Annotated in this window: 21 protein-coding genes, 1 tRNA gene and 3 pseudogenes; 14 read left to right on the top strand and 11 right to left on the bottom strand. The window is 65.0% G+C overall.

The annotated features are described in order from the left end of the window. Positions 1-87 precede the first annotated feature (87 nt). From A3A5_RS0112055 to A3A5_RS0112045, 3 genes are all read right to left on the bottom strand, one after another. The gene (locus A3A5_RS0112055; protein WP_026200693.1) at positions 88-1,386 is read right to left on the bottom strand and encodes a CaiB/BaiF CoA-transferase family protein; all 1,299 of its coding nucleotides are present in this window, start codon (positions 1,384-1,386) and stop codon (positions 88-90) included. A gap of 114 nt (positions 1,387-1,500) precedes the next feature. Next, positions 1,501-2,709, bottom strand: coding sequence for an acetyl-CoA C-acetyltransferase (locus A3A5_RS0112050; protein ID WP_018310826.1), 1,209 nt, complete (start codon positions 2,707-2,709; stop codon positions 1,501-1,503). Positions 2,710-2,750: 41 nt separating this feature from the next. After that, positions 2,751-4,055 carry an acetyl-CoA hydrolase/transferase family protein gene (locus A3A5_RS0112045; RefSeq protein ID WP_018310825.1) on the bottom strand — a complete coding sequence of 435 codons (1,305 nt, stop codon included), beginning with the start codon at positions 4,053-4,055 and terminating at the stop codon, positions 2,751-2,753. 299 nt (positions 4,056-4,354) lie between these two features. Between A3A5_RS0112045 and A3A5_RS0112040 the strand changes: the two genes are divergently transcribed. After that, positions 4,355-5,521 carry an acyl-CoA dehydrogenase family protein gene (locus tag A3A5_RS0112040; protein WP_018310824.1) on the top strand — a complete coding sequence of 389 codons (1,167 nt, stop codon included), beginning with the start codon at positions 4,355-4,357 and terminating at the stop codon, positions 5,519-5,521. Positions 5,522-5,670: 149 nt separating this feature from the next. Here the strand turns inward: A3A5_RS0112040 and A3A5_RS0112035 are convergent, their stop codons facing one another. Continuing rightward, positions 5,671-6,186 (bottom strand): Lrp/AsnC family transcriptional regulator, encoded by a 516-nt coding sequence (locus A3A5_RS0112035; RefSeq protein WP_198293132.1) that lies wholly within the window; start codon positions 6,184-6,186, stop codon positions 5,671-5,673. Between the two features lie 192 nt (positions 6,187-6,378). Between A3A5_RS0112035 and A3A5_RS0112030 the strand changes: the two genes are divergently transcribed. Further along, positions 6,379-7,395 (top strand): 1-aminocyclopropane-1-carboxylate deaminase, encoded by a 1,017-nt coding sequence (locus A3A5_RS0112030; protein WP_018310822.1) that lies wholly within the window; start codon positions 6,379-6,381, stop codon positions 7,393-7,395. Positions 7,396-7,436: 41 nt separating this feature from the next. On the opposite strand, the gene A3A5_RS38320 is transcribed toward A3A5_RS0112030, so the two are convergent. Further along, entirely contained in the window at positions 7,437-8,024 is a 588-nt protein-coding gene (locus A3A5_RS38320; RefSeq protein WP_018310821.1) for a PaaX family transcriptional regulator C-terminal domain-containing protein, read from the bottom strand. Positions 8,025-8,068: 44 nt separating this feature from the next. On the opposite strand from A3A5_RS38320, the pseudogene A3A5_RS41320 reads away from it, so the two are divergent. From A3A5_RS41320 to A3A5_RS0111995, 6 genes and pseudogenes are all read left to right on the top strand, one after another. Then, positions 8,069-8,161 (top strand): annotated as a pseudogene (locus A3A5_RS41320) (phenylacetate-CoA oxygenase subunit PaaJ); the annotation flags it as partial. 19 nt (positions 8,162-8,180) lie between these two features. After that, a complete protein-coding gene (gene paaE, locus A3A5_RS0112015) occupies positions 8,181-9,257 on the top strand; it encodes a 1,2-phenylacetyl-CoA epoxidase subunit PaaE (protein WP_018310819.1) in 1,077 nt (358 codons plus the stop codon). Between the two features lie 71 nt (positions 9,258-9,328). After that, entirely contained in the window at positions 9,329-10,993 is a 1,665-nt protein-coding gene (gene paaN / locus A3A5_RS0112010) for a phenylacetic acid degradation protein PaaN (protein WP_018310818.1), read from the top strand. Positions 10,994-11,129: 136 nt separating this feature from the next. Beyond that, a complete protein-coding gene (gene paaK / locus A3A5_RS0112005) occupies positions 11,130-12,479 on the top strand; it encodes a phenylacetate--CoA ligase PaaK (RefSeq protein WP_018310817.1) in 1,350 nt (449 codons plus the stop codon). Between the two features lie 157 nt (positions 12,480-12,636). Further along, on the top strand, positions 12,637-12,945 hold the full coding sequence (locus tag A3A5_RS0112000) for a DUF485 domain-containing protein (RefSeq protein ID WP_018310816.1): 309 nt from the start codon (positions 12,637-12,639) through the stop codon (positions 12,943-12,945). Then, the gene (locus A3A5_RS0111995) at positions 12,942-14,606 is read left to right on the top strand and encodes a cation acetate symporter (RefSeq protein ID WP_018310815.1); all 1,665 of its coding nucleotides are present in this window, start codon (positions 12,942-12,944) and stop codon (positions 14,604-14,606) included. The genes A3A5_RS0112000 and A3A5_RS0111995 overlap by 4 nt, the downstream gene beginning before the upstream one ends. A 369-nt stretch (positions 14,607-14,975) precedes the next feature. Here A3A5_RS0111995 and A3A5_RS0111990 read toward each other — a convergent pair whose 3' ends face one another. The 6 genes from A3A5_RS0111990 to A3A5_RS0111970 form a co-directional block, all read right to left on the bottom strand. Continuing rightward, positions 14,976-15,356 carry a hypothetical protein gene (locus A3A5_RS0111990; RefSeq protein WP_018310814.1) on the bottom strand — a complete coding sequence of 127 codons (381 nt, stop codon included), beginning with the start codon at positions 15,354-15,356 and terminating at the stop codon, positions 14,976-14,978. Beyond that, on the bottom strand, positions 15,346-15,537 hold the full coding sequence (locus A3A5_RS43225) for a hypothetical protein (RefSeq protein WP_157637202.1): 192 nt from the start codon (positions 15,535-15,537) through the stop codon (positions 15,346-15,348). The genes A3A5_RS0111990 and A3A5_RS43225 overlap by 11 nt, the downstream gene beginning before the upstream one ends. 46 nt (positions 15,538-15,583) lie before the next feature. After that, positions 15,584-15,730, bottom strand: coding sequence for an Hsp20 family protein (locus tag A3A5_RS44675; protein ID WP_018310813.1), 147 nt, complete (start codon positions 15,728-15,730; stop codon positions 15,584-15,586). 168 nt (positions 15,731-15,898) lie between these two features. Further along, positions 15,899-16,306, bottom strand: coding sequence for an Hsp20/alpha crystallin family protein (locus A3A5_RS0111980; protein ID WP_018310812.1), 408 nt, complete (start codon positions 16,304-16,306; stop codon positions 15,899-15,901). A gap of 15 nt (positions 16,307-16,321) precedes the next feature. Further along, positions 16,322-16,762, bottom strand: coding sequence for an Hsp20/alpha crystallin family protein (locus A3A5_RS0111975; RefSeq protein WP_026200692.1), 441 nt, complete (start codon positions 16,760-16,762; stop codon positions 16,322-16,324). A gap of 630 nt (positions 16,763-17,392) precedes the next feature. Further along, positions 17,393-18,118, bottom strand: coding sequence for a TetR/AcrR family transcriptional regulator (locus A3A5_RS0111970; RefSeq protein WP_035812387.1), 726 nt, complete (start codon positions 18,116-18,118; stop codon positions 17,393-17,395). Positions 18,119-18,482: 364 nt separating this feature from the next. Here A3A5_RS0111970 and A3A5_RS0111965 point away from each other — a divergent pair, with 364 nt between their 5' ends. The 6 genes and pseudogenes from A3A5_RS0111965 to A3A5_RS41300 form a co-directional block, all read left to right on the top strand. Next, the gene (locus A3A5_RS0111965; protein WP_018310809.1) at positions 18,483-19,286 is read left to right on the top strand and encodes a cyclase family protein; all 804 of its coding nucleotides are present in this window, start codon (positions 18,483-18,485) and stop codon (positions 19,284-19,286) included. Between the two features lie 7 nt (positions 19,287-19,293). After that, positions 19,294-20,607, top strand: coding sequence for a fumarylacetoacetase (gene fahA, locus A3A5_RS0111960; RefSeq protein WP_026200690.1), 1,314 nt, complete (start codon positions 19,294-19,296; stop codon positions 20,605-20,607). Positions 20,608-20,800: 193 nt separating this feature from the next. Continuing rightward, positions 20,801-22,513: a CocE/NonD family hydrolase gene (locus tag A3A5_RS0111955; RefSeq protein ID WP_018310807.1), complete on the top strand. Its 1,713-nt coding sequence runs from the start codon at positions 20,801-20,803 to the stop codon at positions 22,511-22,513. A gap of 136 nt (positions 22,514-22,649) precedes the next feature. Next, positions 22,650-22,865, top strand: a pseudogene (locus tag A3A5_RS45635) (FAD-dependent monooxygenase); the annotation flags it as partial. 123 nt (positions 22,866-22,988) lie between these two features. Beyond that, positions 22,989-23,064, top strand: a tRNA-Met gene (locus A3A5_RS0111950). 257 nt (positions 23,065-23,321) lie between these two features. Then, positions 23,322-23,510 (top strand): annotated as a pseudogene (locus A3A5_RS41300) (Tn3 family transposase); the annotation flags it as partial. Positions 23,511-23,522 lie beyond the last annotated feature (12 nt).

The following is a 23,522-nucleotide window of genomic DNA, read 5'->3' as shown; positions in this document are numbered from 1 at the left end:
CGGCGCCAGTGTATGTGTGCCCGTTGCACGGTGCAATCAGCAATCGGCAAAGACGGATTTCTTGTCCGCCGAAAGCCGCCTGGCCCCTTACACCACGCGCCTGGCGCGCAGTGCTTCCAGTTGCTGCGGGCTGAGCTGCAGGTAGTCGCGCAGCACCTCGTCGGTGTGCTGGCCCAGCGCGGGCGGGGCAAAGCGCAGCGTCGGGGGCGTCTCCGACAGGCGCAGCGGGCTGGCCGCGGTGACCACCTGGTTCACAGACTCGCCGGCGGGCGGCTGTGCTCCCGGATAGCGCTCTTGCTCGACGCGCAGGCCACGGTGCTGCACATGGGGGTCGGCGTGGGCCTGGGCGATGTTGTTGATGGGGCCGCAAGGCACGGAACTGGCTTCCAGCAGCGTGACCCAATCCTCCGTGGGCCGGGTGCGCGTGAGCGCCATCATCATCGCGATCAGCGTCTTGCGGTTGTTGACGCGGCCGGTGTTGGTGGCATAGCGCTCGTCGCGCGCCCAGTCCACGCCCGCGGCATCGCAGAAGCGCGCGAACTGACCGTCGTTGCCGATGGCCAGCAGCATATTGCCGTCGGCCGTCGGGAAGTCCTGGTAGGGCACCACGCTGGGATGGATATTCCCCTGGCGTCGGGGGACGTCGCCGGCATTCAGGAAGCCCGCACCCTGGTTGGCCAGCACCGCCATCGCCACATCCAGCAGGGCGATGTCGATATGCTGTCCGCGGCCGGTGAAGTGGCGCGCTTCCAGCGCGCTCAGGATGGCGGTGGTGGCGTACATGCCGGTGAACAGGTCGATCACCGCCACGCCTACCTTCATCGGGCCGCCGCCGGGCTCGCCGTCGGCGTGGCCGGTGATGCTCATCAGGCCGCTCATGGCCTGGATCAGCAGGTCGTAGCCGGGCCGCGCCGCGTAGGGGCCGGTGTGGCCAAACCCCGTGACCGAACAGTAGATCAGGCGCGGGTTGAGCGCACTCAGGCTTTCATAGTCCAGCCCGTAGCGCTTGAGGCCGCCGGTCTTGAAATTCTCCACCACCACATCGCTCTGCCGGGCCAGTCCGCGGATCAGTTCCTGTCCCTCCGGCGTGGCCATGTCCACCGTGACCGAGCGCTTGTTGCGGTTGGCGGCGGTGAAATAGCAAGCTTGCCGGGTCGGCGTGCCGGCCTCGTCAGCGAGGAACGGGGGCCCCCAGTGGCGCGTATCGTCGCCTTCGCCGGGCTTTTCGATCTTGATCACGTCGGCGCCCATGTCCGCCAGGTTCTGGGTAGACCACGGCCCGGCCAGCACGCGCGAGAGATCGAGCACCCGCAGGTGGCTCAGGGCGCCGGTGCTGGGGGAGGGGGGAGGCAGGCCAGCGGCCGGCGTAGCGGTGGAATCTGTCATGTCAGGGCAGGCAGTCTCAAGGCAAAGCTGCCCGTCATTGGGGCGGGCAGCTTTGCGCGTGGGCATGGGTCAGGCGTCTTCGTTATCGCGGATCATGTCAGGTCTTCTTCAGGCTCAGTAGCGTTCAAAGACCGCGGCAATGCCCTGGCCGCCGCCGATGCACATGGTTTCCAGGCCATAGCGGCCGCCGCGGCGCTGCAGTTCGTGCAGCAGCGTGGCCAGGATGCGCACGCCGGTGGCGCCGATCGGATGGCCCAGCGAGATGCCCGAGCCGTTCACGTTGAGCTTCTGCTCGATCGCGTCCTGGTCATGCCATTCCCAGCCCTTGAGCACGGCGAGCACCTGGCAGGCGAAAGCTTCGTTCAGCTCGACCAGGTCCATCTGGTCCAGCGTCAGGTTCAGGCGCGCCAGCAGCTTCTTCACCGCGGGCACCGGGCCGATGCCCATGTGCGAGGGCTCGCAGCCAGCCGCCGCCCAGCCCACCAGCGAGGCCATGGGGGTAAGGCCCAGTTCGGCCAGCTTGTCTTCGGCCACGATCAGGCAGGCGGCTGACGCGTCGTTCTGCTGGCTGGCGTTGCCGGCAGTGACGGTACCGTTCGGCATCAGCGTGCGCAGCTTGCCCAGGCTTTCGCGGGTGGTGTCCGGGCGGAAGCCTTCGTCGCGCGTGAACCGCACCGGATCGCCCTTGCGCTGGGGCACCTGCACGGGCACCACCTCGGCATCGAAGCGGCCGGCCTCCCAGGCTGCCGCGGCGCGTGCGTGGCTACGGGCGGCGAAGACATCGGCCGCTTCGCGGCTGATGCCGTAGTCGCGCGCCAGGTTCTCGGCCGTCTCGATCATCCCGGAGATCTTGCCGAAGCGCTCGACCGGCTGGGAGCGTTCACGGCCGCGGTCGAGGCGGTCGAAGAAGCGCACATTGCCCGAGCGCGCGCCCCAGCGCATGTCGGTGGTGTAGTACTCGATATTGCTCATGCTCTCGACGCCGCCCGCGATCACCACGTCGGCGGCGCCGCTTTGCACCATCATCGAGGCCGTGACGATGGCCTGCAGGCCGCCGCCGCAGCGGCGGTCCAGCTGCATGCCCGGCACCTCGACCGGCAGGCCGGCCTGCAGCGCGGCCCAGCGGCCGACGCAGGGCACTTCGCTGTTGGCGTAGGACTGGGCAAAGACCACGTCATCGATACGCGCGGGATCGATGCCGCTGCGTTCCACCACGGCGCGCACGGCGGTGGCGGCCAGTTCCTCCACGGGCACCGGGCGCAGGCTGCCGCCGAAGGTGCCGACGGGCGTGCGGAGGGGAGTGACGATTGCAGCTCTGCGCATGGAAGTCTCCTTGGAACTCTGTGTTGGGGTGAGCAAATAGGTCAGTCGGTCAGCGTGTCCCCGGGAAGGGCCACAAAGACTGCGCCGCACTGGCGCAGCAGGGCGTGGGCCTGGCGCTCCAGGTCCGCGCGGTGTTCGGGGGCGGCAATATCCAGCATGCGGCGCACGCGCTGCGACAGCGTCTGGCCGCGCAGGTCGGCCACGCCGTGCTCGGTGACGATCAGGCCCGCGTCCGAGCGGGGCGTGCTGACCGGGCCGGACAACTGCGCCACGATGCGGCTCGCGCCCTTGGCGGTCGCCGGCAGCGCGACGATGGGCAGGCCGCCGCGGCTGCGCGCGGCGCCGCGCAGGAAGTCCACGGCACCGCCGACGGCGCCGACATAGACGCCGGCGGCGACTTCGGCGTTCACCTGCCCGGTGACGTCGACCTCGATGGCGGAGTTGATGGCAGTCAGCTTGTCGAGGCTGGCCAGAACCTCGGGGTGATGGGTATAGGCGGTCTCGCGCAGCTGCAGCTGCGGATTGCGGTGCGCCCAGCGCCGCAGCCGTTCGCTGCCCATCAGGATGCCGGCGATGCCCACGCCCGCATCGATGCTCTTGCGTGCGTTGGTCAGCACCCCGGCTTCGGCCAGCGCCGCAATGCCGTCGCCGATCGCGCCACTGTGCAGGCCCAGGTCGCGGTGGCCATGCAGCGCCGCCACCACGGCCTCAGGCAGGTTGCCGATGCCCATCTGCAGGGTGGCGCCATCCTCCACCCAAGCGGCGATGTGGCGTGCAATCGCCTGTTCGGCCGGGCCGGGCGCGCTGCGCTCAAGGCTGATCGGCGGGTGCAGCGCTTCGACCTGCAGGTCGATGTCGTCCGCGGTCAGGTAGCGGCTGCCGTGGGTCCACGGCACCTGCGGGTTCACCTCGGCGATGATGACGCGGGCGCGGTCGAGCGCCGCGGGGATGTATTCATGCACCAGCCCCAGGCTGTGGCGCCCCTGCTCGTCGGCGGGCGAGACCTGAACCAGCGCCACGTCTGCCCGCAGCGTGCCCTGGCGGATCAGCCCGGGCAGGTGCGAATAGTGGCTGGGCACGATGTCCAGCACGCCGGCCCTGGCCAGTTGCCGGTGCGGGCCACTGGCGGCGTAGCCGAAGAAGTCGAGCACGTCGGCCTGGGCCGGCTGCAAGGTGTCTGACTGCCCGATGCCGACAAAGACACTGAGCCGTCCGCCCTGGGCGATGGCGTGGCGGTGCTCCACCAGTGCGCGCGTCAGCGTCAGCGGCTCGGCGGTGGCTTGCCCCCACCAGATATGGTCTGCGGGGCGGATCAGGGCTTGCAGGCGGGAGGCGAGGGGGTGCATGTCCACGGGGCAGCGGTCAGTCGGCGGTCAGGCGGCGCATGCGCCGGATAGCCCGGAGCATGTCGCCAAAGCGGGGTTCGCGCTATTTGACAATGCCAATGGTGGACTTTGGCGAAAGCGAAAGGCCCCGGCCGGTGCATGGCCCCGCAGGCCCCGCCGGGACTTAACCCCGGTGGAAGGCGCGCTTTCGGAAAGGCTGATTGTCCACCGGGCCGAACGCCGCGACTATTGCGGTTATCACAAGGAGGCGGCCGTCCGCCTGAGACCGAACGCCACAGACCGAACGCAAGGCAAGCGCCATGATCGAACAGACCCAATCGAACAACTTCCACGAAATCCGCGACGCCATCCGCGCGCTTTGCGCCGAGTTTCCCGATGAGTACTTCCGCAAGGTGGACGAGCAGCGCGCCTATCCCGAGGCCTTCGTCAATGCGCTGACCGCGGCGGGATGGCTGGCGGCGCTGATTCCGCAGGAGTACGGTGGTTCCGGCCTGGGCCTGACCGAAGCCTCGGTCATCATGGAAGAGATCAACCGCTGCGGCGGCAACTCCGGCGCCTGCCACGGCCAGATGTACAACATGGGCACGCTGCTGCGGCACGGCTCCAAGGCCCAGAAGGACAAATACCTGCCGAAGATCGCCTCGGGGGAATGGCGCCTGCAGTCCATGGGCGTGACCGAGCCCACCACCGGCACGGATACGACCAAGATCAAGACGTCGGCGGTCAAGCAGGACGGACGCTACGTCATCAACGGCCAGAAAGTCTGGATCAGCCGCGTCCAGCACAGCGACTTCATGATCCTGCTGGCGCGCACCACGCCGCTGGCCGAGGTGAAGAAGAAGAGCGAGGGGATGTCGATCTTCATGGTGGACCTGCACGAGGCGCAGAAGAAGGGCCTGACCGTGCGCCCCATCCCCAATATGGTCAACCACGAGACCAATGAACTGTTCTTCGAGGACCTGGAAATCCCCGAGGAAAACCTGATCGGTGAAGAGGGCAAGGGCTTCAAGTACATCCTCGATGGCCTGAACGCCGAGCGCACGCTGATCGCGGCCGAGTGCATCGGCGACGGCTATTGGTTCATTGACCGCGTGACCAAGTACGTCAAGGAGCGCGAGGTCTTCGGCCGTCCCATCGGCCAGAACCAGGGCGTGCAGTTCCCGATTGCCGAGTCCTTCATCGAGCTGGAAGCGGCGAACCTGATGCGCTGGAAAGCCTGCGAACTGTTTGACAAGCACGAGCCCATGGGGGCCCAGGCCAACATGGCCAAGTACCTGGCGGCCAAGGCCAGCTGGGAGGCCGGCAACGCCTGCCTGCAGTTCCACGGCGGCTTTGGCTTTGCCTGCGAATACGACGTTGAGCGCAAGTTCCGGGAAACACGGCTGTACCAGGTGGCGCCGATCTCCACCAACCTGATCTACTCTTTCGTCGCCGAACACGTCCTGGGCCTGCCGCGCTCATTCTGAGCGATGGACTGCGCGCCAGCCCCAATGCTCAAGGGGCTGGCCGGGTGGAACCCCGGCAGCGACGGCCCTGGGGTTCCTGCTTCGCCCAGGCCCCGAATTTCCCTCCCTGTCTCCTCTCTTCGTCCGCGCAGCCGGATCCAGACCGATCCTCAAATCGGAAACTGCGTCGTCGACAGCACCTGCTTGAGCACCATGAACGAGCGAATCTGCCGCACGCCCGGCAGGTAGAGCAACTGCTCCGCGTGGAGGCGGTTGAAGCTCTCGCTGTCCTTCGTCCTGAGCATCATGATGTAGTCGAACTCGCCGGTGACTTCATGGCATTCCATGCAGCCTGATACCTTCTGCGCCGCTTTCTCAAAGGCGGCGAAGGACTCGGGCGTGGACCTGTCCAGCACGACACCGATGATGACCAGCATCCCCGCGTCCAGGGGAGCCGGGTTCAGCAGCGCCACGACGCCGCGGATCAGGCCATCCGCTTTCAGTCGTTCTACGCGGCGCAGGCATGCGGGCGGGCTGAGACTGACCTTGGCCGCCAGGGCCAGGTTGGAGAGGGACGCATCGCGCTGCAAGGCGCGGAGGATGGCTTTGTCCGTGCGATCCAGCACCGGCGCGGGCTGCGGGGAGGTCTCGGATTTCGTACGAAATTTTATTCTGGATGTGGCCATTTCTACGAAATAAAGAGAATTTCATGGTGCTTCGTGGCTTTTTATCGTGCAAGAAGTTGCGGATCTTTGCAAGCACCTTTCGTCTCAGCCTTCTTATGATGATTCCAGATGCGGCGTCGCGCGGCTTCCGTGCGAATACCGGGCTTTGCGGCTGCCCAGCGCCCGCATGTCAACCACAACCTGGAGCCAGTCATGAACCTGAAGCAATTTCCGCGTCATTCCCTGACCTTCGGCCCGACGCCGATCCATCCGCTATCGCGGCTGAGCGAAAGCCTGGGTGGCAAGGTCGAGCTCTATGCCAAGCGCGAGGACTGCAACAGCGGCCTTGCCTTTGGCGGCAACAAGACGCGCAAGCTCGAATACGTCATTCCGGACGTCCTGGCGCAGGGCGCCGATACGCTGGTCTCGATCGGCGGGATCCAGTCGAACCACACGCGCCAGGTTGCCGCCATCGCGGCCCACCTGGGGCTGAAGTGCGTGCTGGTGCAGGAGAACTGGGTCAACTACTCAGACGCGGTCTATGACCGCGTGGGCAACATCCAGATGTCGCGCATCATGGGGGCCGACGTGCGCCTGGTCAGCGAAGGGTTCGACATCGGCATTCGCCCAAGCTGGGAAGATGCCATGGAGAGCGTGCGCAAGGCGGGCGGGAAACCTTACCCGATTCCGGCAGGCTGCTCGGAGCATCCGCTCGGCGGTCTCGGCTACGTGGGGTTCGCCGAGGAAGTGCGGGAGCAGGAAGCCGGACTCGGCTTCAGCTTCGACTACATCGTCGTCTGCTCGGTCACCGGCAGCACGCAGGCGGGCATGGTGGTGGGATTCGCGGCCGACGGCCGCGCGGACCGGGTCATCGGCATCGATGCATCGGCCAAGCCGGAGCCGACGCGCGCGCAGATCCTGCGCATCGCACGCCATACCGCGGAGCTGGTCGACCTCGGCCGTGACATCACTGAAGCGGACGTGGTGCTGGACACCCGCTATGGCGGACCCGAATACGGCCTGCCTTCTGCGGGCACCCTGGAAGCCATCCGCCTCAGCGCCAGGCTGGAAGGCATGATGACCGACCCGGTCTATGAGGGCAAGTCCATGCAGGGCATGATCGACATGGTCCGTCGCGGCGAGTTTCCGGAAGGATCGAAAGTCCTCTTCGCCCATCTGGGCGGGGTGCCGGCATTGAACGCCTACAGCTTCCTCTTCAAGGACGGCTGATTCAGTGCGCGGTTTCGCATCCGGGATACCCCGTAGCCCGGCTAATTGCCGTTGGCCGCCTGCGCGCTGGCCCCAAAACGCAGGCGCAGGCTCCGGTTGGCATCCTGCAGCGAACCGTCCGCCACTTCCACCACGCGGTGCAGGTAGTCTTCGCTTGCACCGAGCAGCGCCCCATACAGGGTGTGGCACAAGCCGCGCGCGGTGCGGCCGGGCCAGTCTTGCGGCAGCATCGCTTCAGGCAGGTTGGGGTCGCGCAGCAGCACGCGCCGGTATTCGTGCACCAGCAGCGTCCGCACGAAGAAGGCATCGGCCGGAGCAAGCCCGGCGGCGTCTCCGGCCAGCGGCGTAAAGCGGCGCAGCAGTGCCTGCCAGGCAGCGGCCACGTCGCCGAGCTTGAAGGTCTGGTGCATCAGCGCCTGCAGCGGCCGGATGGAAAACGCCTCAAGGCTGCTTGCCTCCATCACCGCCACATCGTCCTGCGCGCGTGCGGCCTGGACGATTTCACGCAGCGAGCCGAGGTCCGCATTAGGGTGGGCCATCACCCCTGGCGCGATAGCGCCGAAGCCCTCCCACAGCAATTCCCGCTTCAGCTTCTGCCTGACCGTGGCGCGTACGTCACCGCGCACCATCACCAGGGTCCAGCGGCCGTCCCATTCGGATGCCTCACCCGCATAGGCTGGTCAGCCAGTTCGGCTCGACCGCCTGCAAGGCCCTGTACCGCTGCGGCGACTGCAAGGAACCGTTCGATTACTTCAAGGCGCACTGAGCCTGAGCGAGGTAGTGAGATGAGCAAATTCCATGAACTGACCGTGGCCTCGGTCACCCGCGAAACCCGCGATGCCGTGGCCGTGACCTTTGCCGTGCCGGATGAGCTGGCCGACACCTACCGCTACATCCAGGGCCAGCACCTGACGCTGCGCACCGGCATCGGCGGTGAGGACGTGCGCCGCTCGTACTCGATCTGCTCGGCGGTGCAGGACGCGCAGCTGCGCGTGGCGATCAAGCGCGTCGACGGCGGCCTGTTCTCCAACTGGGCCAACGAACAACTGCAGCCCGGCATGAAGCTCGGAGTGATGCCCCCGTCCGGCCACTTCCACGTGCCGCTGTCTGCCGCGCAAGCGAGGCACTACGTGGCCTTCGCCGCCGGCAGCGGCATCACGCCGATGCTGTCGATCATCAAGACCACGCTACAAGCCGAGCCGGAAAGCCGCTTCACGCTGTTCTACGGCAACCGCGCCTCGTCGTCGGTGCTGTTCAAGGAAGAGCTGGAAGACCTGAAGGACACCTGCCTGCAGCGCTTCAACCTGGTGTTCGTGCTTAGCCGCGAGCAGCTGGACATCGATCTCTTCAACGGCCGCATCGATGGCGAGAAGGTCAATGCCTTGCTGAAGCACTGGGTCAAGCCGCAGGACATCGACGTCGCCTTTATCTGCGGCCCGCATTCGATGATGGAAGAGGTGTCGCAGGCGTTGCTCGACAACGGCGTGGACAAGGCCCGCATCAAGCGCGAGCTGTTTGCCACCAGCATCCCCTCGGCACGCCCGGCCGCGCATGCGCACCAGCAGGTGGGTCAGCAGCAGTGCGAGGTAACGGTGATCCAGGACGGCCGCACGCGTTCCTTCACGCTGGAGAAGAACAAGGAGACGGTGCTGGATGCCGCGCTGGCGCAAGGCATCGAGCTGCCTTACTCATGCAAGGGCGGCGTCTGCTCGACCTGCCGCTGCAAGCGCATCGAAGGCGAGGTCGACATGGACGTCAACTTTGCGCTTGAGGACTATGAAGTGGCGCGCGGCTTCATCCTCAGCTGCCAGAGCTACGCCGTCAGCGACAAGCTGGTGATCGACTTCGACCAGGAAACCTGAAGCGCTTCCCGCGGCCATCCCTTGCCGCCACCCCGAACCCTACACAAACCATTCTGCCCCCGGAGCAAGCCGTGTCCCATCCGTTTTTTGAACGCCACCAGGCGCTGCTGGAACAAGCCACCCAAGCCATTGCCGAGCGCGGCTACTGGAGCCCGTTCACCGAAATGCCGAGCCCCAGGGTCTACGGCGAAACCGCCAACGCCGACGGCAAGGCTGCCTTTGACGCCCGCCTGAACCAGCCGTTCGCGCTGTCGCAGCCGGGCACCGTCGGCCAGGCGGGCAAGGAAGTCTCGCCCTACGGCGCGGAGCTGGGCATCACCTATCCGAAGCCCGACCTCGACCAGCTCTTTGCCGGCGTGGCTGCAGGCATGCCGGCCTGGCGCAAGGCCGGGCCGCAGGCCTGGGTCGGCGTTTCGCTGGAAATCCTGCAGCGCCTGAACCGCCGCAGCTTCGAGATCGCCTACGCGGTGATGCACACCACCGGCCAGGCCTTCATGATGGCCTTCCAGGCCGGCGGCCCGCACGCGCAGGACCGCGGGCTGGAAGCGGTGGCCTACGCCTGGGACGAGATGCGCCGCATCCCGAAGCAGGCTGTCTGGGAGAAGCCGCAAGGCAAGAACGAGCCGCTGCGCATGGAGAAACGCTACAGCGTAGTGCCGCGCGGCGTCGGCCTGGTGATCGGCTGCTGCACCTTCCCGACCTGGAACGGCTATCCCGGCCTGTTCGCCAGCCTGGCGACCGGCAACGCGGTGGTGGTCAAGCCGCACCCGGGCGCAATCCTGCCGCTGGCGATCACCGTCGAGGTGGCGCGCGAGGTGCTGCAGGAAGCCGGCTTCGACCCCAACCTGGTCACGCTGGTGGCCAACGACCCGACCGAGCACATGGCGTCCAGGCTGGCGCTGCGCCCGGAAGTGCGCCTGATCGACTTCACCGGCAGCAGCGCCAACGGCGACTGGCTGGAGCGCAATGCGCACCAGGCTCAGGTCTATACCGAGAAGGCCGGCGTCAACCAGATCGTGATCGACTCCACCAGCGACTTCAAGGGCATGGTGCGCAATATCGCGTTCTCGCTGGCGCTGTACTCTGGCCAGATGTGCACGGCACCGCAGAACATCTATGTGCCGAAGGATGGCATCGACACGCCGGAAGGACATCTCGGCTTCGACCAGGTGGCCGCGGCGATCGGGGAGGGCGTGGCCAGGCTCACCAGCGATGCGGCCAAGGCGGTGGAACTGCTGGGCGCGATCCAGAACGACGGGGTGGTGCAGCGCATCGAATCGTCGCGCGCACTGGGCGAGATCGTCGCCGACAGCCGCGTGCTGGAGCACCCGGAGTTCCCCGGCGCGCGCATCCGTACGCCGCTGGTGCTCAAGGTGGACGCCAGCGACGAGGGCAAGATCATGCAGGAGCTGTTTGGCCCGATCTCGTTCATCGTCGCCACCGACAACACCGCGCACAGCATCGCGCTGGCACACCGCGGCGCCAAGGAACATGGCGCACTGACGTTGTCGGCCTACACCACCGATGCCGGCGTGACCGAGGCCATCCGCGATGCCGCCGAGGACGCGGGCGTGGCGCTGTCGCTGAACCTGACCGGTGGCGTGTTCGTCAACCAGTCGGCCGCGTTCAGCGACTTCCATGCCACCGGCGCCAACCCGGCGGCCAATGCCTCGCTGTCGGATGCGGCCTTCGTCGCCAACCGCTTCCGCGTGGTGCAGAGCCGTTCCCATATCTGATGGACTGGTCCGCTGAATCCCTGAAATTGGTCGGTGCCTGCCATGTCAATGATTCAGTGGACTAGCTAGCAGTCGTAGTACCCGGCGCCGGCCCCGATACCCATGCGGCGCAATCATAACGATGATGGAGCAGACAATGGTTCAACGCATCCCCAACCCCAACGAGCTGGAGCCGATCGAGCGCGCCAGCCGCGACGAACTGCAGGCGCTGCAGCTGGAACGGCTGAAATGGAGCGTGCGCCATGCCTACGACAACGTGCCGCATTACCGCAAGGCCTTCCATGCGGCCGGGGTGCATCCGGACCAGCTGCAATCGCTGTCAGACCTGTCGAAGTTTCCGTTCCTGACCAAGCAGGACCTGCGCGACAATTATCCCTTCGGCATGTTCGCCGTGCCGCGCGAGAAGGTGGCGCGCGTGCATGCGTCGAGCGGCACCACGGGCAAGCCGACCGTGGTCGGCTATACCGCGAAGGATATCGATACCTGGGCCAGCGTGGTGGCGCGCTCCATCCGCGCCGCCGGCGGCCGCGCCGGCGACCTGGTCCATGTCAGCTATGGCTATGGCCTGTTCACGGGCGGCCTGGGTGCCCACTACGGCGCCGAGAAGGCTGGCTGCACGGTGATCCCCATGTCCGGCGGACAGACCGAGAAACAGGTACAGCTGATCCGCGAGTTCCAGCCCAGCATCATCATGGTGACGCCGTCGTACATGCTGAACCTGATCGAGGAGATGGAGCGCCAGGGCATGGACCCGTCGGAAAGCTCGCTCAAGGTCGGCATCTTCGGCGCCGAGCCGTGGACGGATGCGATGCGCGCCGAGATCGAGGCCCGCGCCGGCATCGACGCGGTGGACATCTACGGACTGTCTGAAGTCATGGGGCCGGGCGTCGCATGCGAATGCATCGAAAGCAAGGACGGTCCGGTGATCTGGGAAGACCACTTCTACGCCGAGATCATCGACCCGGTGACCGGCGAGGTGCTGCCGGATGGCGAAGAGGGCGAACTGGTGTTCACGTCGCTGACCAAGGAAGCGTTGCCGGTGATCCGCTACCGCACCCGCGACCTGACGCGCCTGCTGCCGCCCACGTCGCGTTCGATGCGCCGCATCGGCAAGATCACCGGCCGCTCGGACGACATGCTGATCATCCGCGGGGTAAATGTGTTCCCGTCGCAGATCGAGGAGCTGATCCTGAAGACGCCGGCCCTGGCGCCGCAATACCAGCTGGTGGTGACCCGCGACGGCCATCTGGACAAGCTGGAAGTGCGGGTCGAAGCGCGGCCCGGACCTTCAGTTCCCCTCTGCGCCGACGACCGCGCGACGCTGGAGCGCGAGCTGAAGGACCAGATCAAGACCTACGTGGGCGTGACCACGCGCGTGCAGGTGGTGGATGCGGACGGCATCGAGCGCACCACGGTCGGCAAGGCGCGGCGGGTGCTCGATATGCGGCCCAAGATCACGCACGAGCAGCCGGTCGGAGCGATCTGAAGCACTGTTCTCTACCAACGCCCGCGGCAAACGCTCCCCTCTCCCGCCTGCGGGAGAGGGGAGCAAACCGCCGGCAGATTCAACGCCGCAGCAATTCATCCACCGATGGCGCCCACCCAGAGGCGCCACGCCCACCCCTGCGCCAAAGGAGACCACCATGGACGCGCGACGACTGGAAACCATCCAGAACCACCCCGATTTCATCCAACTGACCAACGGGCGAACCCGCCTGGGCTGGTCGCTGACGCTGGTCATGCTGGCGATCTACTTCGGCTTTATCCTGCTGCTGGCGTTCTCGCCGGCCACGCTCGGCACACCGCTCGGCGCGGGTGTGATGACCGTGGGCCTTCCCGTCGGCGTGGCGGTGATCGTCTCGGCCGTGCTGCTGACCGGGATCTACGTGTACCGGGCCAACCGCGACCTGGACCCGCTCAATGAACGCGTGCGCAAGGAGTGCCAGGCATGAAGGCCGCCAACCGTTACCTGTGCGCGGCCCTGGCCGGGCTTGCCAGCACGGCCGCCGCGGCGGCACCCGCAATCCAGGGCGATGCCGCGCCGCGGCCGCTGAACTGGAGCGCCATCCTGATGTTCATGCTGTTCGTGCTGTTCACGCTCGGCATTACCCGCTGGGCCGCGCGCCGCACGCGCTCGGCATCCGACTTCTATGCCGCCGGGGGTGGGCTGAGCGGCTTCCAGAACGGCCTGGCAATTGCCGGCGACATGGTTTCCGCGGCCTCTTTCCTCGGCATCTCCGCGATGATGTTCGACAAGGGCTATGACGGGCTGATCTACGCGCTGGGCGTGGTGGCCGGCTGGCCGATCATCCTGTTCATCGTCGCCGAACGGCTGCGCAACCTTGGCCGCTATACCTTTGCCGACGTGGTGTCATACCGGCTGGCGCAGAAGCCGGTGCGGATCACCGCCGCCTGCGGCACGCTGACGGTGGTGATCATGTACCTGGTGGCGCAGATGGTCGGCGCCGGCAAGCTGATCGAGCTGCTGTTCGGCACCAGCTATGAGTCCGCCGTGGTGATCGTCGGCCTGCTGATGGTGCTGTATGTGATGTTCGGCGGCATGCTCGCCACCACCTGGGTGCAGATCATCAAGGCCGCGCTGCTGCTGGGCGGCGTGACCTTCATGGCCGTGATGGTGCTGGCGTACTTCGGCTTCAGCCCGGAAGCCATGTTCGCCGGTGCGGCGAAGGTGCATGACAAGGGGCTGGCGATCCTGTCGCCGGGCGGGCTGGTGTCCAATCCCATCGATGCGATCTCGCTCGGGGTGGGCATGATGTTCGGCACGGCGGGCCTGCCACACATCCTGATGCGCTTCTTCACCGTGGCCGACGCCCGCGAGGCGCGCAAGTCCGTGCTCTACGCCACCGGCTTCATCGGCTACTTCTACGTGCTGATCCTGGTGGTGGGCTTCGGTGCGATCGTGATGGTGGGTGCGGATCCGGCTTACCGCGACGCGGCCGGCAAGATCATCGGCGGCAGCAATATGGTGGCGGTGCACCTGTCGCATGCGATCGGCGGCGATCTCTTCCTGGGCTTTATCTCGGCGGTGGCGTTCGCGACTATCCTCGCGGTGGTGGCGGGCCTGGCCCTGTCGGGCGCTTCGGCGGTCTCGCATGACCTGTACGCCAACGTGTTCCGCCGCGGGCAGGCCAACGAGAAGGACGAGATCCGGGTGTCCAAGGCGGCCACCCTGGTGATCGGCGTGCTGGCCATGGTGCTGGGCGTGATGTTCGAGAAGCAGAACATCGCTTTCCTGTCCGGCCTGGTGCTGGCGATCGCGGCCTCCGTCAACTTCCCGGTGCTGTTCCTGTCGATGTTCTGGAAAGGCCTGACCACGCGCGGCGCCGTGGCGGGCAGCCTGGCCGGCCTGGCGTCAGCGGTGGCGCTGCTGGTGCTGGGCCCGACGGTCTGGGTGGGCATCCTGCATCATGACAAGGCGATCTTCCCGTATGCCAACCCGGCGCTGTTCTCGATGACGCTGGCCTTCGCCAGCGCCTGGCTGGCATCGGTGCTGGACCGCTCTGCCCAGGCCGGCACCGAGCGCCAGCGCTATGGTGCGCAGTTCGTGCGTGCGATGACCGGGATCGGCGCTGCCGGGGCAAGTCAGCATTGATCCCGGGGGCAGGGCAGCGCGGCAGCAACGCTCTTCGGCCAGTGGTTTCTGCGGCAGCCGCGCCGGCGGGCGCGGCTCTTCCCCGGTAATGGCGGTGAACTCGCCGTGGTTAAGGTTCTGCTTGTCGCCATTCGACAGATGAACTTCTTCTCCATATGCCCACTCCTGCAATGGCCTTGGCACGGGCACCATTTCAACAGACGGTCTTGCAGTCGCCGTCGCAATGCGGGCAGCTTCGGCAAGCAGCGTTCCGGCGGACCGGCCGGGCGGGTCGTGTCCGGGTCGCCGTTCAGGGCATTCACGTGTCAACGCCGGTGTCCTGGATTCAAGCCGCAAGCGTTATTGGCCAGGCGGCCCGATCCTGGTGCTTCACTGAATGGCCGGCACGGTGCCGAGCTTCTCTGCCAGCATCCGCTCATATACGCCAAAATGCACGTCCACCTCTGACTGACTGACGACGACAACGTCAATCGTGACCTGCTCGGGCGACAAGCCGAACATCGTGGCCAGGGCCACTTCCAGGTGGGGAGCTGCCACTCTGTCCTTCTCGAACGTCGTGCCGATGCTGATCACATAAGCATCGCCTTGCGCGGTAACGTCCACCAGGCGGGCCCGCGCGCTGAGGTTGTTATCGATCGCGACTGTGACCAACTCCGCCACGCGCCGCGTCCGTTCGGTAGGAAAACCGCGCGTGCACTTGAGCCGCACCCGATGCCTGCCTAGCGTCACCCACTCAGAATCAAATTCCATCGAAGTCTCCATCTCGGAAAGTGCTTGCCGCCAAAATAGAGGCCAGTTCGGCGATTTCAAGACCTCGCTGCTGGGCCGCAAGCCAGCACCGCGCGTTCCGAGCGTCGCCTATGCCAGAAAGGGCATGGGCGGCGCCATGCATGGCCAGCATGAATATCCTGGCTAAGCGCAGCAGGCTCAAGCGAGCCAATGATCTTGACGCAGTTCGCCATTTCGCCATCTTCCGCTCACTTCACCTCGATCGTCCTCACCGCAGACTGCGACGTACCGGTTTTAGGTAGACGCAGCGTCAGTACACCTCGGTCGAACTTCGCATCGATGTGATCGAGGTCGACGCCATCAGTCCGGTGTCCCGTGCCTTGGCGCGGGAACATTCGACGTCCCACCCGTCGGTTGCCTGTCCTCTGTCGATTTGCGTAGGAACTTGAAGGGGTTCCATTTGCCCAGATCTGTTTTCATCTTGTCCTCACCGAATGTCCAGCCAATTTCCGCGGGTACCGGTGGCGCCCTTGCGGACGCCACTGGTACCCGCCGACGGCATCTCACGCCACGTTGACTGCAATGCGGCGTGGACGCGCTTCGTCACGACGCGGGATCGTCAGCTTGAGCACGCCGTCCTGCAGGTTCGCCTCGATCTTTGACGCGTCAAGGTCCGCACTCAACGAGAAAGCGCGTGCGAAGTGCGGCTGGCGAATTTCCGCGTGTTGGACCCGCAGCCCTTGGGGCGTAGGTACGACCGCTTCCGCCTCGATATGGAGGTTGCCGTCGTGAACATTCACCTCGAGCTTGTCCCTGGTCACACCTGGAAGGTCAGCCCAGAGGGTGACGCCATTGCTGTCCTCGACGATGTCGACCGCGGGAAGCAGCGTCATCGTCGGCGTCGACCTGTCTTCCTGACCTTTTGTCACCGCGTTCTGGTTGCGTTCAGCCACTTGGGTAGTCTCGTTCATGGCGTTCTCCTCGCGTTATTGGACCGTGATCGCCCGGGGCTTCGAGGCTTCGCGCTTGCCGACACTGATAGACAGGCAGCCGTTGGCATAGCGCGCCTGAACTTTGTCCGGGTCGGCGCTCTGCGGCAATTCGACCACACGCCGGAACGTGCCAGTGAATCGCTCTTGCGCGTACAGTCTGACCTCCGGATCAGGCTCCGCTTGCGCGGCTTCGCGCTCGCCGCTGATGGTCAGCAAGCCCTTGTCGATCGACACCTCGAACTGGTCTGGCTTGAGCCCCGGTGCGAACGCGACGATCTCGATGGAATCGTCCGTGGCGCCGATATTGACGGGGGGAAATGCCCCGAAGCGGCCGGAGCGGATGCTGGATGGGAAGCCGCCGAACAAGCTCGCCATCTGCCTTTGCATGCGGTCGAGTTCGCTGAAGAGGTCAGTTCCAAAGAATAGATCGCTCATTGTCGTATCCTCCTTCGACGCAGCAAGGAGGCGAAGGGGCATACGCGCTCCCATCCACCTGCCAAGCTGCTGGCAAACAAACAGAAACACGCAGCGCGCAATGGTCGCGACTGCCTGAGCAAAAATAAAATAGTAATTGGCCACCCAAATTTCAAGGGGGCCAGCCTGCGCTGTTCCGCGAAGAGACATGGGGCGAGTGCTGCCCCCGGTCACGGTTGGACAGATTCGCTTGTATTGCATCAGCGGGGTTGCGCGCAACGACGACAGAAGGCTACGTTAGGCCCACCTGTGGCCCCGCTCACTCGCGGACAAACAGCCTGAGCGCGTCAGGAGGATGCCGGCTGCAGGATAGTAAGGAAACATCGGGGAGGTGGCGAGAAATCCACCCGGGATAGGGCTGCTTGCCGGTTTTTGACCACTTGAGCATTCGAAATCAAGCAATCGCGTTGAATTCTCGAACCCGCAATTGACTGACGCATGCACCGTCTGTTCCTGCAGTGCCGTGGTGCTGATCTTGCTGGCGAGCGCTTCCCGGAGATGGCTGGCCAAGTCACCGCGATAGGCCTGGAGACCGTGGCGAGGCTACGTTTTTTCCAGCCTCGAACACATCTGTACTCCAGGCGAATTGCATCATAAGGATGATTCTCTGGAACGCCTAGATGACGTCCGGTCGGCCCCGGCGCGAATGCCCGCTGCGATGAAAGTTACCAGGTACTCGGACTTGTGACGCACGTCGCCGGCCTTGAACTTGCCGCCGGAGATACGCTCGATACGGCTGTCGAACACGCTCATCACCAGCGCTCCCACGGCAAACAGATAGGCCCAATGGGCATATCTGTCGCTGTTGCCTGGCAGAGCCTTGCGGATTGCCTTGACGAATTCCATGGCGAGCGGGTCGAAATAGTCGGCAACAATACCGCGCTCAGCTTCTCTTGGATCAGAGGCCTCGCGTGCGACGAGCTTGGCATAGGCAATGCCGGCCTCAGTGTCCTGAATCCGCATTACCGGCTCCACGAATGCACGCACGATGTGCTCCACCGAGTCCTCGCCAGCGGTGAGTGGTTGGCGCAGGGCCGCCAGCCGGGCCTCGAACAGCGTCTTGCGCCGGTCGAACAGCGCGCGGTACAGATTTCGCTTGGTCTCGAAGTGGTAAACGATCAGCGGCAAGCCAACCTCCGCGGCTGCTGCGATATCACGCATCGACACGCCGTCGAAGCCGCCCTCGGCGAAGAGGCGCTCCGCTGCATCGAGCACGCGTTCGCGCTTGCTCGCTTCCGGGATCGGCAGCCCCTGCGCTTCTTCTCGCGCCATGCCCCGTGCCCCGACCGCTGACTTTCGCGCTTCCCTGCCTTCCATGCTGCCTCCATATAGATGCGCCATTGTAGCGAACCTCAATTTCGCCACATCCACACCCGCGTTTACCCGACTGTAGAGTTTGACTGTACGAGCGTACAGTCCTCGTGTCTTACTACTGCACGATCGTGCAGTCAGGGAAAAACATGAGCGTCACCTGCTTCGGACAGGGGCGCCAAATCAGGAGACCCATCATGCCCCCCAAACTTGCTGCCGGTCTACGCTCTCGTCACGGACCATGCCACGCTGCCGCCGGGCCTGAAGCCGGTGCGGGCGCGACCAACGCGCCGCGCGCCGCACCGTCGCTGAATGCCGGCTGAGTCCGCAACTCCCCCTTTTTACGCATCACCACAGAGGACCTTCCACCATGACTCGACGCTTCGTCGATCTCTCGATCTACCTGGAAAACGATGTCGTCTCCGACCCTCCCGGTTATGGCCCTCGGATCGAATACCTGTCGCACCGCTCCACCGCCGAGCAGGTCACGGCTTTTTTCCCGGGACTGAGGCCGTCCGACCTGCCGGACAGCGAAGGCTGGGCGATCGAGCGCGTCCAGCTCAATACGCACAATGGCACCCACCTGGATGCTCCCTATCACTTCCACAGCACCATGAATGAGTCATTGGGGCAGCGCGAGCGCGCCATCACCATTGACGAGGTGCCGCTGGAGTGGTGCTTCCAGCCGGGCGTGAAGCTCGACTTCACCGAGCTGGACGACGGTTATGTGGTCACCGCCGACGATGTCGAGGCCGAACTCGCCCGAATCGGGCACGTGCTCAAGCCGCTGGAGATCGTGGTGGTCAACACGCGTGCGGGCAAGCGCTACGGCCAGCCTGACTACGTCTCGTCCGGCTGCGGCATGGGGTTCGACGCCACCATGTACCTGCTCGAACGTGGTGTGCGGCTGACCGGTACCGACGCGTGGAGTTGGGACGCGCCGTTTGTGCACACGGCCACCAAGTATGCCCAGACACAGGACGCCTCGCTGATCTGGGAAGGCCACAAGGCGGGCCGCAACATCGGTTACTGCCATCTGGAGAAGCTGCACAACCTGGAGGCGCTGCCGCCGCATGGCTTCTACATCTCCTGCTTCCCGCACAAGATTCGCGGGGCCTCGGCCGGCTGGACCCGCGCCGTTGCCATCTTCGACGATGCGCTGAATGCCGCCTGATACCACCATGGAACTGAACCACACCCATGATGCCTCCCGGCATAGCTGGCTGGACTCCGCCAATGCTGAAGGCTGCGATTTTCCGCTGCAGAATCTTCCGCTCTGCATATTCCGTCGGCTTGGCAGCGGCGCGGCCTGGCGTGGCGGCGTAGCGATCGGCGACCAGATCGTCGACCTGGCCGCATTGCATGGCACAGGCTGCCTGCAAGACCTGGCCGCCGAGGCCACGCGGGCCGCCGCAGCGCCGACGCTAAATGCACTGCTGGACTTGGGTCCGGGCGCCTGGCGGGCATTGCGCCACGGAATCTTTGCGCTGCTGGCGGCAGAAGGTGTGCATGAGCGTCCAGTACGCGAAACGCTGGTGCCGCAGGCGGCGGCCGAGTTTGCGGTCCCGGTACGCATCGGCGACTACACGGATTTCTATACTTCGCTCGACCACGCCGTGAACTGCTGTCGCCAGTTCGGGCTGGAGGTGAACCCCAACTTTGACTGGCTGCCGATCGCGTATCACGGCCGCGTGTCTTCCATCGGCGTCAATGGCCAGCAGGTCTACCGACCGATGGGGCAGTACCGCCCTGATCCGGGCGGAGTACCTGTGTATGGACCGTGCCAGCGTCTCGACTACGAACTGGAAGTTGGCGCGGTGATTGGCATCGGCAATGAACGTGGCACGCCTATTCCGCTGGCAAAGGCACAGCAGCACATCTTCGGCCTATGCCTGCTCAACGATTGGTCCGCGCGCGACATCCAGACCTGGGAAATGCAACCGCTCGGGCCGTTTCTAGCCAAGAACTTCGCTACCACGCTATCGCCGTGGATCGTCACGCTCGAAGCACTGCTGCCTTACCGCGCAAGCTGGACACGCGACCCAGAGCGCCCACAGCCGCTTGACTACCTTCGTTCGGCGGAGAATGACGCAGCCGGCGCGTTTGACATCCAACTAGAGGTTTCGATACTCAGCGCGCGTCAGTTGGCACAGGGCCGGCAACCACGCACGCTGACCCGTACCAACTTTCGCCACCAGTACTGGACGCTGAGCCAGATGATTGCTCACCACGCCATGGGAGGTTGCAATCTTCAGAGCGGCGACCTACTGGGCAGCGGCACGATCTCCGGTCCCTCGCCGGGCGAGGCCGGCGCGCTGATCGAACTCACAGTATCCGGGACGCAACCGGTAGATATCGGCAACGGCGAACAGCGCGGCTTCCTTGAGGACGGCGACACCGTCGTATTCCGCGGCTGGTGTGAGCGCCAGCACTACGCTCGGATCGGCTTCGGCGTCAACTATGCGACCGTGCTGCCGGCCCCAGCGCCTGCCTGACGGTCTCTTACCCATACCGGCGCGCGCCATTTCCGCCGGACTTGCGGGTGGGTTAGTCCTGTCAAAGCGCACGGACGCGTACGCTGTGGCGATGTTCGACAAGGTCCCCGGAAAGGGAAGTGGCACCAGCTTTGCGCTTGGCATGCGCCACAAGTTTTAGCCGCTTACAAGATAAACCGATCAGGAGACAGACATGCAAATCGATTGGGACGTTGAAATCCCCATGGACGATGGTTTGGTAGTTCGGGCCGACGTTTTTCGCCCGAAAGAGGAAGGACACTACCCCATATTGATGTCCTACGGACCGTACGCCAAGGGCCTGCCATTCCAGGTGGGATTCCCCGCACAATGGCAATCACTCACGACTAAGCACCCGGAAATTCTGAAGGGCAGCAGCGGCAAGTACGCGAACTGGGAAACCGCGGATCCGGAGAGATGGGTGCCGTTTGGTTACATCTGCATTCGCGTGGACTCGCGCGGCGCTGGCCGCTCGCCGGGTGTCATCGATTGCTTCTCGCCGCGCGAGGCGCAGGACTTCTACGAGTGCATTGAATGGGCAGCGAAACAACCGTGGAGCAACGGCAAGGTCGGCCTCGCCGGCGTTTCCTACTACGGCGCCACCCAATGGCTGGTGGCGGCGAAACGTCCTCCGCATCTGGCCGCGATCTGCCCGTTCGAGGGGTTCTCCGACTACTATCGCGACGCCTGCCGGCACGGCGGCATCCTCAACACGTTCATGGTGGCCTGGTATCCGAAGCAGGTGGAAGCCGTGCAGCACGGTCTGGGGCGGCGCGCGGGTGTGAACCCCAACAATGGGTTGCCGATCTCCGGACCGGCAGAGCTCAGCGACGGGGAATTGCTCGCCAATCGCGTCGATATCAACGCGACGCAGTTGAGCGCGGAGCTCATCACGGATAGTTACTTCGACGGCCGCCGTGCGGACCTGGGTGCGATCGAGGTACCGGTGCTTTCCTGCGGCAACTGGGGTGGCCATGGCCTGCACCTGCGCGGCAATGTCCAAGGCTACCTGTGGGCCGGCTCGAAGCAGAAATGGCTCGAATTGCACGGGCTCGAGCATTGGACGGAGTTCTATACGGACTACGGCGTGGCGCTACAGAAGCGGTTCTTCGATTACTTCTTGAAGGGCGAGGACAACGGCTGGGACCGGCAGCCGCCCATCAAGATGCAGGTGCGCCACGTGGATCGTTTCGTGGAGCGCGACGAGTATGAATGGCCATTGGCGCGCACCGTCTGGACGCCCATGTACCTGGACGCTGGCGCACAGACCCTGCGATCGGAGCCAACCGGGACAGTTTCGCGCCTCTCGTTTGACGGCATGGCAGGCAAGGTGAGCTTCAGCACTGCACCGTTCGAGCGCGACACCGAGGTGACCGGCCCGCTGGCTGCCACGCTCTGGATCTCCACGACAGCCCGGGATGCGGACCTGTTCCTGACGCTGCGGGCTTTCGCTCCCGACGGCAAGGAGCACCTGATCTTGGGGGCGGTTGAATCCAACGCACCTCTCGGGCAAGGCTGGCTTAGAGCGTCGCACCGAAAGCTCGATGCTCAAGCCTCTAGGCCGTATCAGCCCGTGCACACGCATCAGGAGATCCAACTTCTAGAACCGAACGAGATCTACGAGTTGCAGGTCGAGATCTGGCCAATGTGCTTCGTCTTCCCGAAGGGCTACCGGCTGGTGTTGACTGTCGGCAGCTCGGACTTCGAGCACGACCTGCCTGGACCCTACCCACAGATTTATGGCAAGTCGATGCGCGGCTCGTCGGTGCTGCTGCACGATCACCCCGAGGACCGCAGGTCTGAACGATTCGCCGGCCAGACCACCGTTCACACGGGCGGGAAGTATCCGTCATTCCTGCTTCTGCCCGTCATTCCCGCAATGCGCTGACCGGTGGCACCATGAGCACGACGCGTCGAAAGTTTCTCGCCTGCACCGCTGGTGCATTTGCGGCCGCCGGCCTCCTGCCGTGGCACGCCGCCAACGCACAACGGCATGGCCGGCCAATCCCATCAAACTGGTCGACATGGGGCCTCCCGGCTCCCCGCCAGACACCTTCGCGCGGATTTACGGGGCCTTCCTCGTGGGCGATGCCGCGCATCGCTTTCCGCCCTCAGGCGGACTCGGGCTGAACACAGGCGCTGCCGACGCGCACAACCTGGCATGGAAGCTGGCCTGCGTCATCAAGGGCAGGGCGGGTCCAGGGCTGCTCGATACCTATGGTAACGAGCGCAAGCCGGTGGCCGTCGAGCTTCCGGAAGCCAGTGCCAGAATGTGGACGGCCCGAGCAGGCCCGCGCAGCAATCTGCACAGTTTTTTGGGGGAAGGGGTATTCAGGTGCCGCCAACCAGCGTATAGTTCGCCCCGCGGGGTGGAGCAGTTGGCAGCTCGTCGGGCTCATAACCCGAAGGTCGCAGGTTCAAGTCCTGCCCCCGCAACCACATTCGTCCAAGCCCCGCCGGAGCCATCTGCGCGGGGCTTTTGCTTTTGGTTCCAGCCGCGGAGGCGCGTATAGCCTTCCGCCTTATGGCTGGGAGCTGAGCCTTGTATTCCATGCGTTTTGGCGCCGGATACAGCGGGTCTTTGGTCCTATCGCGATAGCATCGTGCGAAACAGCCGGCCGAGATGTACGCCGGCTTCGTAGACGGGCTGCCCACGTGCCGCCGCACCGAAGCGCGTCAGTGACCGCCCCGGCCTACTCTTCCTGATCGACTATTTCACCATTCCCGCCTTCCGCCGTGAGATGCAGCACGCATTGAACCGCGGCGAGGCCGTCCATGTCGTCCAACGGGCCATCCATCACCGCAAGATCCCAGTCGAACTGGCGCGACACGACGCATCGCTTGCGGCTGTGTCGTCGTCCCTGACCCTGCTCGCCAATGCGTTGAGTCGAAGGTAC

The organism is Cupriavidus sp. UYPR2.512, from assembly GCF_000379565.1.
Lineage (GTDB): Bacteria > Pseudomonadota > Gammaproteobacteria > Burkholderiales > Burkholderiaceae > Cupriavidus.
The sequence above is the reverse complement of the archived record's forward strand: the minus strand, read 5'-3'. Positions and strand labels throughout refer to the sequence as shown.